Source organism: Blautia sp. HCP3S3_H10_2, from assembly GCF_052122375.1.
Lineage (GTDB): Bacteria > Bacillota > Clostridia > Lachnospirales > Lachnospiraceae > Blautia_A.
The window spans coordinates 1-16,381 of sequence record NZ_JBQKCL010000022.1 but is presented as its reverse complement, the minus strand read 5'-3'; the positions used below and the strand labels follow the sequence as shown (position 1 = coordinate 16,381).

18 protein-coding genes are annotated in these 16,381 nt (G+C 40.7%); 1 reads left to right on the top strand and 17 read right to left on the bottom strand.

Annotated features, from left to right (window positions below; translation table 11 throughout):
• Positions 1–107 precede the first annotated feature (107 nt).
• The 9 genes from ACTQWB_RS17640 to ACTQWB_RS17600 all read right to left on the bottom strand — a co-directional run bounded on the left by ACTQWB_RS17640 (position 108) and on the right by ACTQWB_RS17600 (position 8,488).
• Entirely contained in the window at positions 108–1,499 is a 1,392-nt protein-coding gene (locus ACTQWB_RS17640) for a zinc-ribbon domain-containing protein (protein ID WP_367285828.1), read from the bottom strand.
• Between the two features lie 561 nt (positions 1,500–2,060).
• Entirely contained in the window at positions 2,061–2,483 is a 423-nt protein-coding gene (locus ACTQWB_RS17635; protein WP_173734826.1) for a HEPN domain-containing protein, read from the bottom strand.
• Positions 2,470–2,811, bottom strand: coding sequence for a nucleotidyltransferase domain-containing protein (locus ACTQWB_RS17630; RefSeq protein WP_173703807.1), 342 nt, complete (start codon positions 2,809–2,811; stop codon positions 2,470–2,472). Before ACTQWB_RS17630 ends, ACTQWB_RS17635 begins: the two co-directional genes overlap by 14 nt.
• Before the next feature lie 508 nt (positions 2,812–3,319).
• Positions 3,320–3,649, bottom strand: a complete 330-nt coding sequence (locus tag ACTQWB_RS17625; protein ID WP_226838187.1) for a type II toxin-antitoxin system RelE/ParE family toxin — start codon at positions 3,647–3,649, stop codon at positions 3,320–3,322.
• Positions 3,636–3,812 (bottom strand): hypothetical protein, encoded by a 177-nt coding sequence (locus ACTQWB_RS17620; RefSeq protein ID WP_155512658.1) that lies wholly within the window; start codon positions 3,810–3,812, stop codon positions 3,636–3,638. Before ACTQWB_RS17620 ends, ACTQWB_RS17625 begins: the two co-directional genes overlap by 14 nt.
• Positions 3,813–3,961: 149 nt before the next feature.
• Positions 3,962–5,221, bottom strand: a complete 1,260-nt coding sequence (locus ACTQWB_RS17615; protein WP_441502734.1) for a tyrosine-type recombinase/integrase — start codon at positions 5,219–5,221, stop codon at positions 3,962–3,964.
• A 67-nt stretch (positions 5,222–5,288) separates the two neighbouring features.
• Positions 5,289–5,486, bottom strand: coding sequence for an excisionase (locus ACTQWB_RS17610; protein WP_173729208.1), 198 nt, complete (start codon positions 5,484–5,486; stop codon positions 5,289–5,291).
• 38 nt (positions 5,487–5,524) lie between these two features.
• A complete protein-coding gene (locus tag ACTQWB_RS17605) occupies positions 5,525–6,574 on the bottom strand; it encodes an ATP-binding protein (RefSeq protein ID WP_441502733.1) in 1,050 nt (349 codons plus the stop codon).
• Between the two features lie 18 nt (positions 6,575–6,592).
• The gene (locus ACTQWB_RS17600) at positions 6,593–8,488 is read right to left on the bottom strand and encodes a hypothetical protein (protein WP_441502732.1); all 1,896 of its coding nucleotides are present in this window, start codon (positions 8,486–8,488) and stop codon (positions 6,593–6,595) included.
• 160 nt (positions 8,489–8,648) lie between these two features.
• Between ACTQWB_RS17600 and ACTQWB_RS17595 the strand changes: the two genes are divergently transcribed.
• Positions 8,649–10,367 carry a hypothetical protein gene (locus ACTQWB_RS17595; RefSeq protein ID WP_441502731.1) on the top strand — a complete coding sequence of 573 codons (1,719 nt, stop codon included), beginning with the start codon at positions 8,649–8,651 and terminating at the stop codon, positions 10,365–10,367.
• A gap of 189 nt (positions 10,368–10,556) precedes the next feature.
• Here the strand turns inward: ACTQWB_RS17595 and ACTQWB_RS17590 are convergent, their stop codons facing one another.
• From ACTQWB_RS17590 to ACTQWB_RS17555, 8 genes are all read right to left on the bottom strand, one after another.
• Positions 10,557–11,171 carry a recombinase family protein gene (locus ACTQWB_RS17590; protein ID WP_441502730.1) on the bottom strand — a complete coding sequence of 205 codons (615 nt, stop codon included), beginning with the start codon at positions 11,169–11,171 and terminating at the stop codon, positions 10,557–10,559.
• A complete protein-coding gene (locus tag ACTQWB_RS17585) occupies positions 11,171–12,085 on the bottom strand; it encodes a DUF5688 family protein (protein WP_441502729.1) in 915 nt (304 codons plus the stop codon). Before ACTQWB_RS17585 ends, ACTQWB_RS17590 begins: the two co-directional genes overlap by 1 nt.
• Before the next feature lie 130 nt (positions 12,086–12,215).
• Positions 12,216–12,920, bottom strand: coding sequence for a Rad52/Rad22 family DNA repair protein (locus ACTQWB_RS17580; RefSeq protein ID WP_441502728.1), 705 nt, complete (start codon positions 12,918–12,920; stop codon positions 12,216–12,218).
• Between the two features lie 14 nt (positions 12,921–12,934).
• Entirely contained in the window at positions 12,935–13,879 is a 945-nt protein-coding gene (locus ACTQWB_RS17575) for a YqaJ viral recombinase family nuclease (protein ID WP_441502727.1), read from the bottom strand.
• A gap of 275 nt (positions 13,880–14,154) precedes the next feature.
• Positions 14,155–15,087, bottom strand: coding sequence for a DUF932 domain-containing protein (locus ACTQWB_RS17570; protein WP_441502726.1), 933 nt, complete (start codon positions 15,085–15,087; stop codon positions 14,155–14,157).
• A 28-nt stretch (positions 15,088–15,115) separates the two neighbouring features.
• The gene (locus tag ACTQWB_RS17565) at positions 15,116–15,616 is read right to left on the bottom strand and encodes a JAB domain-containing protein (protein WP_441502725.1); all 501 of its coding nucleotides are present in this window, start codon (positions 15,614–15,616) and stop codon (positions 15,116–15,118) included.
• The gene (locus tag ACTQWB_RS17560; protein WP_441502724.1) at positions 15,613–15,954 is read right to left on the bottom strand and encodes a DUF3848 domain-containing protein; all 342 of its coding nucleotides are present in this window, start codon (positions 15,952–15,954) and stop codon (positions 15,613–15,615) included. Before ACTQWB_RS17560 ends, ACTQWB_RS17565 begins: the two co-directional genes overlap by 4 nt.
• A gap of 3 nt (positions 15,955–15,957) precedes the next feature.
• Positions 15,958–16,134, bottom strand: coding sequence for a hypothetical protein (locus tag ACTQWB_RS17555; RefSeq protein ID WP_441502723.1), 177 nt, complete (start codon positions 16,132–16,134; stop codon positions 15,958–15,960).
• Between the last annotated feature and the right edge of the window lie 247 nt (positions 16,135–16,381).

Sequence of the window (16,381 nt, the reverse complement as noted above, 5' to 3'; positions counted from 1 at the left end):
GTCGGTGTATCTGCCTTGTGAAATCAGACTGTTCTTTAAGCGGATAAGTGTTTGTATTACTCTGCTATATTCGTCATCATTAAGATAGATATGGAACTTTTCTTCTCTCACAGTCGCTTCCTCCATTCATTGAATTTTGCTCTGATTACCGAAACATCTGCTTCGACATCAGAATAAATAAAGATATGTACGCTTTTGAAAACTGCTTTTACTCTGTCGGCATACTCCGCTTCCGTTTCGGTTGTCTTAAAAGGGAGTTTTACGAGTTTTATATTTCGTTGCTTGCATAAGTGGCTTTTGAGAACCTCCATATGTTCTGAGCCGTTCGTAAATTCTATCGCCAGCTTTTCTGACGGAATGTATGTTTCAAGAGGTATTCCCAATAGTTTATCTGAACCGAGCTGTACCTTTAGTCCTTTTTGATTGGCGTAATAGGCGACAGCCAAGCCGGGGAACACGGATCGATATTCGCTTTCGCATACGGTGCATTTTTCTCCGATAATTGTTCTGTCGCTGATTTTTGCTTTCCAAGAGTGTCCAAGTGAACATTTCCACCACACACTTTTCATTGACTTTCTTGACACTTGTGTCGGGAGCAGAGAGTTTTTTTCGTAATCCCATTCAGCAAGCAGTTTCCTGTCCGTTGTGGCTAAATCATTGTATCCTGCAAGAACCGCCCTGTCCGCACAAACCGGGCATACTGTTCCTTTTACACGAGCATTGATAACGGACTTCCACTCATTGCCACAGGTCTTACACTTCCACCAAACATTGTGTCTTGATTTTGCGTTTACCTCATCAGGCATTAGGGGATAATTTCTTTCTGACCACTCAGCCGCAAGGTCAGGGTGCGTAGTCGCCAAGTCATTAAATCCTTTGAGCAATGTATATCCGCTACAATACGGACATCTGCTCCCACCGGAACGGGTTGAAATAAGAGTGTACCACTCGTTTCCGCAATCTTTGCATTTCCACCAAGCCTTACTGTTTGCAAAGGCTGTTACCATTGTAGGCAGCAACGGAAGATTTCTGTCAGACCATTCAGCAGCAATATCGGGATACTGTGAAGCAAGGTCATTGAATCCGGCAAGGACTTTATTATGTGAGCAGTATGGACAGCCTGTGCCGTTTACCGTTCTGCTTTTAACGCTTGCTTCCCATTCGTGTCCGTGTTTACATTTCCAAATAATCTTCTTATGAGAAGCGACAGATACCTCGGTAGGCTTTAATTTGTTCTTTTTAGACCACTCCTGAGCCAACAGGGGCTTCAATGTGGCTAAATCATTGATACCCTCTATTACTCTCGCTCCTGAGCATATCGGGCATTTCTCGCCCTTTGAACGAGCTTTGACGCTCGTTTCCCACTCGTGTCCGCAAGCACCTATCCACCACACTCTTTTATTTGAACCGAAGGTTATCTTATCCGGCGTTAGCGGTAAGTTCTTCTCTGACCATTCAGAAATTAGCTCCGGGTGAACGCTTGCTAAACTGTTGCTCATAGTATAACCACCCCTTCCTCTGTGATTATCCTCATTATATTGAGAAAAACAGGATTGGTGTAGTTTGCGATGTAGTCCGAAAACTATGAGAAATGAAAGAAGCTCCTGAGAAGCAGTAACTTCTCAGGAGCTGTGTGAAACTTAAAATTATGCGATTTTTTAGTCTCTGCACCGTTTTTAGCACCGATTGGTGTAAATTTGGTGTAAAGAGGTAAATTTATTTGATTTTGAAAGTCCCGAAACCCGCATAAACACTGGGTTTTTCTTACTTGTCGTTCGGTAAGGACTTCATTGTCGGGAAAATCAGGATGTCTCTTAATCCATCTCTCCAATGTCCCACAAATGCCTATTTTTCAGGCTTTTTCGCATTTCGTGATTCCACGGAAATCTACGTTTTCCTACTATTTTTTGTACCGATTGGTACAAAATTGGTACAAGATTGGTACAAAGATTGTACCCCAAGATCCAGCTATAATAATTCTCTTACAACATATTCAAGACTGGTATGAAAATGCTGTTTCAAGACTTTTTAACGTTATATCCATATTCAATTTGAAGTGTTCATTCTTCCTGTGCCCATCTTTTCTGAACATATTCTTCTACCAGCTTCACCAACTCTTTGGCGGTCTGAATCTGTTCCTCAGCCTCGACCTTAGTAGCTATATAAAAATCATCATAATCACTGGCATGTCTTATTTCTTCTGATTCAGCAATTTTCTTTCCGAGCTTTCTTGGAAAAATCTCGGTTTTGACATAATTTTTATTGAAGTTTGCCAATGCATCCTTATGTCTTTTATAAGCATTTCCGTCTAGCGCATGAATTGCAGACACAGCATGATAGATTCCGTAATATGCACGATTATTGGCACCACGAAACTCTTTCGCACCGAGAAGAATCTCTGCGGCTTTAATGTCACTTTGTGCCGTTTCAATTCTATACAGAACCAGATCCTTCTGTGTTCCTTTTTCATTAGGCTGCTTCAAATAGCTTTACCCCCTCTTTTTCCACGTTTGCATAAAATGGGTACGCATCAACCCAATTTTGAAAATGCTGTTGACTTTTAGCTATGGGCTTTATATCAAGATCGTGATCCATATTAAAATCAAAGGTTTCACCAGATAATTCATGCCGATACTGTTTTATATCCATATCAGATAAATCCAGAAGAATCATAATATCTATATCTGAATCATCCCTGTAATCACCTCTTGCATAAGAACCATACAAAATCACCTTTTTTAAATGTTTTCCATATATTTTCTGTAAAATTTCTGTGTACTGGTCCAATAAATTTCGTGTTGTTATCGGCATAGTCCCACCTCCTGCTGCTCATTACCAGTTTCAATGCCTCTCACGGCACCTTCTGTTCAAATATAGTAGATATCTTACTTTATTATAAGCGTACCACACTCGGTTATGCAATAAGTATTTTTCTCCAAATTTAGACAAACACCTCCCACTTAATAAGGAATAAAAGCAGCCACCCTATTATTTATAGAATAGCTGCTCAGTTAAAATTCCATATTCAGTTTTATTCTACAAATCTGACAGTGAAATTCGGTCGTATGCACCATTTTCTTATCTTCTGAGTGTGGCTCCAAACCGATAATTGTAATATCTTTCTGATCTGGACCGTAAACCCAGTACATTCTCATTGCGCCACTGGTTTTATTTTCCAGATATGATTGCCACACTTTCATTCCATAACGTCTGGATAATGGCTCTATTTCATGGGTTTAATTGTCAGAACATCTCTTTATATATCCCTACGATATTTTTTACAGATTGGTACAAAATTGGTACATGATTGGTACAAAAATCAGAACCTCATATTCAGTAACAATGGTTTTGCATTCACCAGCATATGTAAGACTCTCAGCACGTATACTGTTCTAACTCTTTCATCTATAAAGAAATATATCTTATAGTTTTTATAATAGCACTTCCGGATTTCTCTCGCCGCTAATTCTTCATCCTCATCCAATTCATGCTGTTTAGGCATAAACTCAAGTTTGGCAATGGTGTTACGAAAACCCATTGCCAATTCTAACGCTGTTTCAGGTGCTTTTTTCTCGAACGCACTATAATCCGTATTATTCATGATATCTTCCTCTGCCATAGGAAGCATCATAACTTTATACATTTGCATTCCTGTACCTGCTTTCTAATTCTGCAAAAAACTCTTTGTAATCTCTTCCTTTTCCTTTTTCAATATCATGGTAACTGTCCATTACCATCTTACGGACATCCTTCTGGTTCTCTTCCATTGCATCTATAAAATCTGATTTTCTCACTGTTGCTGTTGCTCCCATCGACAATTCCTCCTTTCAAATTATCCAATGTTTCATTCACTTGTTATAGTCTATAACTCCATAGCTTATCTTTTGTTTCCTTTACATTTATTATAATCTTACTACCACTGCTTATGCAATAAGATTTTTTCGACAACGCCAGAAGAGAATCACGCATCCTTTTCCTGTCTGTTTTTCCATTCCTGCTTCTTTTCTTTCAGTTTTTTCTGGAAATCATCAAACTCTGCCTGTTTTAATTCTTTTGTTACTGTCGTATATATATCAAGTGTCACATCACTTCTGCTATGACCACACAGGTTCTGTATCACTTTAATATTTACTCCTGCTTCTACCAAGCGTGTTGTAAACGTATGTCTGAGTGAGTGGCAGGAGAAGTTTGGAAGTAACATGGGATTCTTTTTTTCTTTCAGGAGCTGTTTGTCATTACAGTCTCTTATAATACGCCGTAAAGCCCTATTTAGGGTTCCCTGGTTCTGCACATTACCAAAGCGGTTTACAAAAATAAAGTTGTGGTACCCGTCAATAGTTACTTTGGACTGTATTCCTGCCAGATCCTGCATTTTTTTCTCTAACAGGAACGCATTCTTTACTTCCTCCGTCATAGGGATCTGACGCACTCCAGCTTTGGTCTTCGGAGAATGAATATCGAAATAACAGCCGTTCTCATCCCGATGTTTATAATAAACCAGCGTATGGTTCACGTCTATCATTCCAGACTTTAAGTCGATATCATTCCAACGTAACCCGGTAATTTCACCTACTCGCATTCCAGTTCCCAGCATAACTGTAAAAATAGGAAGCCAATGATAATACTGTGAGTTCTCTTTGGACAAAAATTCCATAAACAGCTCCTGCTCTGGTAATGTCAAAGCGCGTCTATGTGAATCCTCATAATGATGAGAACTTTTTAATTCTTTGAGCAAATTATCTGAAATATTTCTTCTTATGTAATTGTCTTCAACAGCAAGCTGCAGAATCTGATGTATCACTGTATGAATATTATCTATTGTCGCAATCTTCAGGCCCCTTGTATCTGCTAGCATGTTATAAAATGCCTTTATATCAGAACGTTTCAGCTTTGTAACCGGCAACATTCCAATGTTATCAGCAACAAACTGGTCATACATATAGCAATAATTTGAAAACGTATTGTGCTTAAGGTTCACCTTCAGTTCTTTCCATAAATCATACAGTGTGTTAAGCGTCACATTCTTAGCGTCAGCACGTATTCCATCAGACACATCTCTTTGAATTTCATCTTCTTTCTCGCGAAGCTCTTCCAATGTGCCCGCAGTTACCGAATTTCTTTTTCCTGATCTTGACGTCCAACGATATGTATAATATCCATCTGCTCTCTCAGATTCGCCAGTACGAAGTAAACGATGTCTTGAATCATATCTTTTTGCCATATAAAATTTCCCCTTTCATAGACGGAACTGTAGGACAACAGTACCTACAGTTCCAGTGGATTTCTCTTTAGATTGAATATGCTGAATCCAGATAGGCTTCCAGCTTGGTTCGCTTAATCATCCTGCGCGCACCGTTCCAAAGAACCCAGGTGCACCGCTCATCATTACTCATATCTCGCAACTTGTTCACTCCAATGCCTGTATAACCAGCAGCTTCTTCCAGTGTCAGCAAACATTTCTTGGAAATATCAACTTCATTTTTCATAGGTAGGTTCTCCTCTCTTTTATCCAATTTACAGGTTTTCAGTTAGTGGACTTTGAATCCACCAAGCATATGATCGGTGTATTCAAAACTTTTGAATTGTGATTAACACTGTACTTTCCTTTTAAGATGGCCTGTCCTTTTGGCAGCTCCCATAATGCTCTTCGCCAAATTTTCCAAGCTTCACAATCAACAAGCTGTGCAATCCCCTTCATACTTCGATCTGAAGGCTGAAACAGCAACATTGTATCTACCTGCTGTAACGTATCAATCTGCTCTGGCTTGTAATTTGAAAGAATCTGAGTTGCCAGCCATACACCCAGTCCACATTTGCGTCCTTCACGCAACATTGCTCCAAGTGTACTCCCCTTGCCAAGGGCAACATTCTGAAACTCATCATACAAAATGTAATCTGCACTGTTAGCTCCATCCTTCACACTCTGCCACAGCAACTCTGACATAAATTCCGTCAAAAACTTTTTTGTACCACCTTCAAGTTCAGTAAACTGCATTATAGTGACAAGGTTGTTATCTTCCAGCTCCTTGTCCATCTCTGGCGTCTTCTTGCGAAAAATGATATCAAGCTTTTCATATTGTCCAATGATATCTAACAGTTTCTCACCACGTTCCTTACTCTCGTCATCCGTCAAACCTTGCACATACCCATCCAGAACCGATATTACCGAAGCAAACGTAAGCTCCTTCTCCTGTTCCTTTAGAAGTTCCATCACTTTGTGCAGAAACTCCCGCTGTCGGTGTCCCCTAAATGGGAGCGCCACTATCAATGCCTCTTCAAAAGCAGAATAGACATTCTTGCCTGTATACCAGTATGTAATCCCCGGCTGGTTTCCATCAAACACATATGTCTGATCCCTGCTAGCAAACTTGCTTCTTTCCTGTTCTTTTGTGGTATAACTTCCAGAGTAGTCAAAAATCACGCACTTTTTCTTCTGTTCTACTGCCTCTTCAATCATCCTGTAACAGCACCAGGTTTTACCACTACCGGATTTACCCCAAATAAGTCTATGGTTATTTAACGCATCCGGGAATTCTTTTAGGTTTATTATGTTTCCTTCTAAATCTCTCAGCATTGTACTGTGGTCTCCTTTCTAGTGTTTACACTGTTTATAGTTTTCACCGTTTTGAGGGTGCCAAACTACACGCATACCCTTTTCACTTTCATGCTCTTCATCTTTTCCGAGTTCTTCAATCGGAACAAAAAGCGGCTGATCGAATAATGCCTTTCTAAACCGATAAGTTTGTATAGCTGCTCCATCCACACGTAGTTTGTATGTCAGCCCACTCTCATCTGGTAATAAAAGTTCCTGCTGTTTCCATTTTACAAGCGTCTCCCGATACTTATTGGATGGAATGCAGTTGGTTTTCATTATTTCCTTGAACACCTTAATTGGAATCCAGAAATATTCGTTGTCATAGTAACAACTGTCCTTCACATATCCACAACCGAAATACTTCTCTTTAACGTAGAACTTACTCATCGAGCTTCTCACAGCCTTTACCATCCTTTCGCCCATTTCTTGTCGGTCAGTTAAGCTGCGCCACATAACTCCCCAATCTGGACTTCCAGGTATTCCCAAAGCAGCTGCAAGATCAATGCCTTTATCTCTTGCAAACTCTGACAGTATTTCCCAAATTGCTTTCAGAAGCACCAGGCTCATATTGCCGTCCTGGTTGCTCGACCACTTTTTTATAACAGCCCTTACCTCAGCCATATGTGCTTCTACATATGTCACTAGCTCATACAAGAATGCGTCAACTGCATTTCCTCTTAGCATGTCTATAAGTTCTGGCGTGAAAGTATGTTTGTCTGTGATAATATTGATTGCGCTGTCCAAGTCTGATACATACTCATTCACCACTACCAATGAAGCATTTACTTTCCAAGGAATGTTCAAGGATGAACAGTCTCTTTCACATATTTTATTCACAATATCTCCCAAATTCCTTTCTATACTCTTCCGCCTATGAGAATCTTCGTCACTTGGTACATGTACTATCAACACCTCATCATTTATGGTACGAACATAATCTGAAATTAGTTTTGATCTAACATTTGCTTCCTGGATTTCCCAAATTCCTCTGTTGAACACCTGATATAACCGACAGAACAGTTCCTTGTCCAGTCTACCGATTAACACAAAGTTCAAAAAGTAATTACTATAAATCCCTGCCTCTTGAAAAAGGTTTGCCAGTACACCGCTAACCAGTGTCTCCAGCACTACAACGCGGTAATGCTTACTTTCTATACTGGCAATTCCCTTCAGAAACTTTTCCAGTAGTTCCTTTCCACGATATTCTGTTGTAAAGTGTTTATCCATAACCGGAAGTTCCGGCATACCGCTAGGTATAAATGTCTGGAACCATTCGGCATATCTCCATTGGCTTTGCCACCATCCTGCCATTCCATCCAATTCCTTTATACTTCTAGCATTTGCAATTTTCGGGGCAAAATAATCAAAGAGAGCCTCCTTAATCAGCTTATCTTTAAAGCATGGATCAAACTGAATACCAGCCTCCACGAACCATTTGTATAGATTTATTCCAGTTACTTTTTCTTTATCGCATATAACCCATGTCCTTTCGTTCATAAAAATAATCGCTACATATCTTTTCGTTTTTCCATGTAATTTTGGAAAACTGAGATTGTATATATCACACTCGCCGGTTATGTTAAAAATAAGTTGAGATTGCGTAGAAGTCCCATCATCATATAACTGAGCAAGGCAATAAACTCCATTCCCACCTATCATAATACAAGGTTTTCCATGTAGTTTTTTGCTCTTCCTTGCCATCCGTTCCATGAGCTTCTGATTGTCATACAAGCTCTTTTGCGTATTATTATGCAGCGTGTTTACAGCAGCCACCATCTCTGCATTACTCTTTGTAACCTCATAAAGAACTCTTTCTGGCTCGCTCACTGGGATACTCATTCCCGGTCCTGTGCAAGTATTCATTGGATAGCCAGGATTAAATCCGTTTGTCATCTTCATGTCCTCCTTTGTTTTTTATGCTCTTATCATACATCCATTTTTGTAATATTACCATTTCGTAAATACGCTTTAATAGTGTGATTTTATTTTACATTTTTAGATTTATATTGTATAATTCAATTAAATGTAAAATATTTTTGCAGGAGATGATAATATGAATTTAGATTTTTTCAGTACCAATTCTTTATTGGAACAAGAATATATCCTAAAGTACTTCTATCTTCTTGATCCACAAGCCATAGCTATTGAGGTGCACGCAGAATTAGAACAAAAGGGGATAGTAGAATTAGATATTAATTCTGAGAATATTGAACTCTTTTTTCATACACTTTTTGACCATATATACACCCATGCCTATCAATATGTAAAATTTATTCCGACAACTGGATTCATGGATTCCTTTTTTGGAGAAACAACAGCGGAACAAGAGAAGGATGATAATTTTTACTGGTTTCTTTCTGCATTAGCTGCACTTCTCAAGCTCTCGCTCTATAATTACTGTATTTCAGAAGGTTTCTTTCACTATCTTGAGCAGGATTATTTTTATAATGATCCAAAGCGTTGTTCGCCTTTATCAGTGAAATATGAAGATTATTTTAATTCTGGGTTCTTTTCCAATCCAGACTATAAAAAATCCACCGACCTAAATTCAGATCCAACGGACGATCGCCGCCAAAATTGGTGGTACCATAAGAACAATGTAAAGGGTAAGAATAAACAAGATTTCATTCATTTTGTTTTTAATGACTGTAAAAAAATTGTAACCTCAACTAGTTCTGAAATATATGTCCCTTGGATTTATAAATTTCCAATTTACACATATTTTAAAGGAAATGCAGTTAATGCCCTAAGCCACAATCTATCGTCACATACCAAAAGTGCTGCTCGAACTACACTTTCACTTTATGCACAATTATATAAGGAACTTTTACACGCTCCCCAAAATGCTCATTCTTTTTCAGCTACTGACGCATATCTCTTTCATACTTTAAATGAACGTTACTTTGGATTTTCTACTTTCTCGTATATTACGGACATTAGTTCAGACATAGATGGATCTAAAACAGATTTAGAGTCCGTTCCTTCAAAATTTGCTGGAACTGACTTCAATAACTTGCTGGAAAACTTAGCCCTCTGCCCGTTGGTATATTCCAGACACTTTTTTCTGCATTATGCACTAGAAGCACTCAAAGACAATGATACCTTGGAAACAAAATATTTACAGTACACTCCACAATCAATGATGACACGTTCCGGTCCTAACAAAGTTTTAAATAACATACAGAAGAGTTTAAGAGGTAAAGAATTATTAGAGCAATTTTTTCAAACACTTAACCAAATGGTTCTTCCTATATTTTCAGCACTCTGGAAAACAACTCTCCAACATCTTGTTCCAGATTTTATGCCGAAAAAAACGACCATTTATTTTGAAGCATATATTGAGAAACACCTTCATCTTCTTACTGCTGATTTTACACATTTAAGTCATGAAGACATTTTAGGTTGTTGTGGAAAAGCTTCCCCTATTAATAACCCTGATTTCTATTGGAATCACTTGGTTCACGATATTGAAACTTTATATATTGCAAAGCAGAATACAGTCATCCATGATTCAAAAAATTCAGCATCGACAGATCAAGCTTTTTACTCTGATCATTTTTTGAATGCTGCAAATACTACATTCAACAGCTCATTGTTACGTGGATTTCTACTCCGTCCCATGGAATCTTCTGTAGAAGCTTCCAAAGGTTTTTATCCTTTTTCTTATATTTCCTCAAAACAGGCGGGCGAAACCAAAGCTCCTGCTGAGATTGAAGTATATAATTTCCAATATAAACGAGCACAGGAGATTTTCAACCTCTTCCACAATTAGAGATCAGATCTGCCCTCTTTTAGAAAAAAAATTATAGTTTTTCTAAAAATAACCTTATAATTCAACTTTTCCTTCGATTTTTTTCAAAAGAGGACATTTTCACAACCTCTACCTTACGAGAGACCAGATAAGCCCCCTTATCTGGTCTCTCAAAATCTTAGTTTCTGTATTTGATACATGTAACAAAAATCACACACCTTTTGATTCATCCGCTTGCTGCTTTTTCACCAGACGATAGAAACTCGCACTGGACATTCCAAGTTTCTTCTGCGCTGCTCTGGCTGTGATAGTTCCTGCCTTCCATTCAGCATACACTTCTTCAAAATTATCGGGCACTTTCAGATAAGGACGTCCCAGGTGCCTGCCTTTCTTCTTCGCTGCTTCGATTCCTTCCCTCTGCCGCTTGCGGATCATCAGTCGCTCCTGCTCTGCCATGGAAGCCAGCACTTCTATAAGGATATTCTGTATCATGTCAATAATCCATTCCTGGTTCTCCGGTACCTGCACCATGGAACTTGGGAGATCTAAGATCATCAGCCTTACCTTATGCGCCTTGAACCAGGCGATTTCATTCTTGATGTCTTCCTTGTTCCTGCTGAGACGGTCCAGGCTCACTATGTATAAAACATCCCCTGGGCGCAGACCAAATATTCCTTTTAAGGCATTATAGCCAGGACGGTCTAAGTTTTTCCCGGACTGCCGGTCCATTACAATGTTCTCTGGCTTTACATATTCCTGCAGGGCAAGAACCTGGCGGTCAAGGTTCTGCTCTGTAGAACTTACTCTTGCATAACCGTATTCCATCACATTACCTCGGTAATCTTATCTGTTTTCAGCTCATACATAAAAATATGGCTGCTTGCCACTTCATCCTCTGGCGTTGAGTCCTCCGTTACAGCTTCCAGACACTTTGACAGCATCTCCACATCCTCCGTGTATCTGATGTCGTGTATTGCTACTTCATGGATACTGGTTGGTACAATATAAACAGCTTCTGTGCCATACACCTCACATATCTTTCTTGCTACTCCGGGATAGAACACTGCAGTCGCACCATTCGTTTTTTTATCCGTGCTTAGAAAACAGCCATATCTTCTCTCATTCTCCGTAGGGCTGAATTCTTTTATGGGAATTCCACCATATCTACCAGTAAGGATAGAGAGTTTCAGTTGCATACCGTCATAAAATCTTGGCGGTGCCATTTTCACGGTATTATCCATAGCCTGCTCCAAAACGTCTTCTTTTGACAACTCCCACTTATCCAGATAAGTATTGTCTATCAGTGTTGTGCACAGTTTTCCATCATCCTCATTTATCCGCAGATACACCCCCAAAATGATATCCCCAATCTTTCTGTAAATTCCTCGTTCCAGTACTGTCACTTTTTTATTTGTACTGACAATACGAATATATAAGTCTTCCTTCACACGCTCATAATCATCAAGCATTCTGATCTTTTCCAGCCCCTTGATTTCCTTATGTGCCTCTTTTTCCCTTATGATTTCTTCTGCAATCTGCCTTATACTGTAACCGGATTTATAAGCCCGGTACATGCTTGTCGTAGTCGCACCAAATCTTATCGGCTCGTTTCCTTCCTGAATCACCAGACTTTCTTCCAGCATATTGCCATCTGCCGGTTCATAACAGGCATATTCTTTTTCAGTAAGGCGTTCCTCTATCTCTGCTAACATCTGATTTTTAAATTCCATGTAATCCATCTGCAATTCCTCCGTTATTTTTACTCTTTGTAGCTCCGCAGCGGTACTTCTGACTGCCGTACATTTTTTCTTGGATCTGACGCGTCATCCCATATCTACAATTTCCAGCTTCTCGATTAGCCGCCCATAATCAGGCGGCTGATTTTGTTCGTTTCAGTCCATTCAGTGCTCTTTTCCTTGATACCTCATCCAGTTCGGAAAGAGACTTAACACCATACCGCTTTAGAATCTGTTCCTCTGGCACCTTCGTCCTTTCCAGCTCCCTGTACAGTTCCTGCCATTCCTCGTTTGCATCTCCATTGTTCTTCTCTGCAGCGTTTAAGTTTCCCCATCTGAAAACCTCCGCTTTCTTCTGATTGATAACCGAAATTCCTGTAATGACCTTATCTGCCGAAATAGTGATTGCACTTACACTGAAACTGTCTTTCACAACCTTCTTCCGGTCTTTCTCTGTAACCACCACTTTACTGGCTGGGATAAAAATGAAGGGAGCCGTATACAGCTCCCTTCCAATCCCCAGATTCACGCACGCTCTTTTGAACGAATCCGAAGCAGCACTTTTCTCCTTTTCAAAATCCCCTGTTGTCCCCACATCCTGCTTGGAAATCCAGGTCTTTTTCTCCTGGTCCCAGATACTCACGGTACAGTACAGGGAATTTCCAATCATCATATGGCTTCTCTGCCAGCCATATATGCCAAAGACTTCATCCAGGATTGCCTGGTCTACCCTTGCATTCTTATATAACAGAAGCGAGATTCCTTTTTCACCGATACTGCCTACCCTGCATTCGATTTCATCTGCATGTAAGCTTCTTATCTTCGATTCCACAGCCATAGTACCAGCCCCCTTTAAGACGCAATGGACAGGGTGCGGTAAGCATTTACACTGGTATACTGATTATAAATCTCCGGCTTCTCTGCTTTCAGCCTCTTAGAATCCAGTAAATTCTTCTCAATCCGTTTCCAGCGTACAATCTGACCGTTGTCAAATTTTCCCTCTTCATGCTCCCCAAGGGCAGCTTTCAGCTGATTGGAAAGGCCGGTCTTCCGCTTCTCCATAACCTTCAGCTGACCGCTTACATCCTGGTATTCCTCCAGGACTTTCACCAGGGAACGGTCAAGCGGGACACTGTCCTTCACGGATTCCTTATACTTTCTGTCCAGAAACTCTTTCGTAGCCTCAGAATCATCTATCTCCGGGCGGATATCGCACTTTACGTTATACTCCCAGAACTTTTTCTCTGCATAGACCAGATCAGCAATCATCTCTTCATCACGCAAGATCGTATAATATATGAAACGGTTGCCGCCGATCAGAGCTGCAATATATGCTTTCTGCATATTGCAGACTGCCAGGTAATGCTGGACCTGCATCATGTACTCTGTAGGAATCTTCCCATCCTTCCATTCATCCTCACGGTACTGGCTGACGGTCTTAGCCTCAAAAATACATTTTTCACCACGCTCGTCTGTGACAATCCCGTCCACATCCGCGAACATAAACGGAAACCGGGGATGGAACATCATAAAATGTTTCTGCCGTACCTTCAGACCTGTACGGTTCATAAATTCCTTACGGATAATCCCCTCCATCACATTGCCCCAGTATGTATACTCATTGGAGTTCTCCTGCACCGGTGTTTTGCCAGTCTTGTCTTCCCACAGCTGCTGGATGGAACGCCAGGGATTCTTTCTCATCACCACCGAAGCGTCAGAGCCTCCGATACCATTTCGGCGGAGTTCCAGCCACTCTTCCCTTGTTAAATCTTTTGTCGGAATCATAATATTCTTCATTCTGCATTCTCCCCTGTAAAAATATCCATTACTTTCATAAACTGATTTACAGCTACCAAAACATCAACTACCAATATGCAGATCCCTGCTATGATCTCAAAAATCTTCATCCTTACTTTCTACAGGCTTTTCAGCCATTCCTCCGTTCTTAAATTCCGGTTATTACAGCCCTTATAAATGAAACAAGCTGATCGTGGAATACCAGCACTTCCAGGATCAGCACGCATAAAATAATGATAATATCTACCAAACCAAATTTTTTCATCTGCTCCCCCTTATGCTGCCAGCACCATCTGATAAGCCTTGTCGATCAGCGGATTTCCGTCTGCGGTTCTGGCAAAGATATTCTCTTTGTAATTTGCAGTCTTTCTTCTTGGGGTAGAATGGGTTGCAAAATCCGATACTGCATTGATAAAGCGGTAGCCATTGTTTCCTACGTCTTTCAGATCGGGAGCGTCAAAGTAGCGCATTCTCATGTCTTCCCTCAATCTTTCAATGCCACGTTTCTGCTGTGGGGTGAAATTTTCTTCTACCGGAAGCAGAATCTCGATATAATCCATGACCTGTTTTTCAGACAGCCGGATTCCCCTCAGATTTTCAAACTCTTTTCCAAGAGCAGACATATACTCATCCGCCAGGAACAGGGTATTCTTCGCTTCCTCGATTTTTCCGCTGATATCCCCTGTGTGGATCATAGACCAGCTCCGCTTTGCCGTGCGCAGGGCAAGGTTAAGCGTATTATTGCATACTACACGGATAGGGGTAAGCGCCGTCTTCACCGCACCGGAACCGTCATGGGTATTGGAAAATACCATGTATGGGCTGATACGCTCGCCGGCAATGATATATTCCCTTGGAAGTCTTGCAAGCAGCCACACCCTTCTCCCCTCCTGCAGGGAGCCAGCTGTTTCGTAGCGCACTCCTTCTCCTAACAAGGCATCTGTAAATGCAAAGGCTTCCTCGTTCTGGATAACCTTGTAGCGGTCTGTGACCACACCTAATATCTTCCTGTCAGAATCCCTTACATTTGCCTTATAGCCCTGGATCAGTTCGTCATTTTCCGTATAGACAGGTTCCTGGAGGACTTTCCAGTTCAGCCCGGCAATCCGCAGTGCTTCCCTTGATTCTGGTGCTTCTGCAACCAGTGTCCCTAAGCCATGCCATGGTTTTTCTCTTGTGTAAAACATTGTTTCAACTTCTGCAGCCATAATTTCATTCTCCTTTTTCCATTGATTTTTATTCGTTCTTTTTATCAAACATTCCGCTCATGGTTTCGTTAAGCTGTTTCTCATCATGTTCTTTTATGCTATAAACTTCTCCCTGGCTGCTGATAATAATATGGTCCAATAACGGAATCCCCAGCATAACACCACAGGCTTCCAGCCTTGCAGTCAGGTTTATATCTTCCTTGCTCGCTTTTACCCTGCCACCAGGATGGTTATGAAAACAGAAGATTCCATACGCATTCACCAGGATCGCAGCTTTAAATACATCTGCCGGTTCCACATAGCAGGTATTCATGCTACCTTTTGCAACCATTTCCATTAATATTGGTTCACCTTCCCCATTCACAGCGCAAACATATAGCATTTCCTTATCCTGATTTCCGAAAAAAGGGGCTGCAAAACCTGCAGCCTCTTCCGTTGTTGAAAAACTTCTGTTTCCATCTTTCCCTTCATAAAGGACAGAGCCATCCTTTACCAGCTCCGTATGTACACACATGACTCTTTTCTTCATGCTGCCTCCATTTCTGTCTGCTTTAAGAGCAGACCAATTTCCTTGATTCCAGCATCCATACTGTTCTCCAGTTCCAGCTGAAAAGAATCTCCTTTTCCCATCCACCGGACATAAAAGAACTGGATCACATTTGGCAGGACCAGAAGGCAGCGAAGAACCTCTGATTTCATCTCACAGCTCTTTTTCAGTAATGTCTCTGCAATGTTCTCCCTGCAGTTGATCTGGTGCGCCTTCTGGTAAATCTTCTCTGGTTCTAACTGTAATACTCGTTTTTTATACTGCTTCCGTTCCAGCTTGATCTTGGCATTAAACAGCCTTACAATTTCATCCTCTTCCATATTTCACTCTTCCGCCTTTTCTTCTTTTTGTTCTCCTGGGATTTCCTGGTAACATTGTAAAACAGTGAATCTGAGGGCATTTATAACCTGCATTTCCTGTTGGTACCCAGTTACATCCAGCAGCCCATTCTCCTTGTCGAGCTGTGCATACTCCAAATAACGCTCCGCTTCTTTTAACATCCGCCAGCGCCTTTGCCTCGTGCCCCAGACATGCTGATATACAATCTTCTTCCCATCTCTTTGCTGCAGCTTGTATAAACAAACAGTATAACTGACGTACTTCCTGCATTGCTGTGGGCTTTCCCATGTCTCATCACCTCCTCATATAATCAAGTGTTTTTATTGAAAATTCAAGGTTTTTCAACCTTTCATATCTCAGTGAATAAGCCACAGCTATGAGCATTTCAATGTATCAGGTACTGAAATA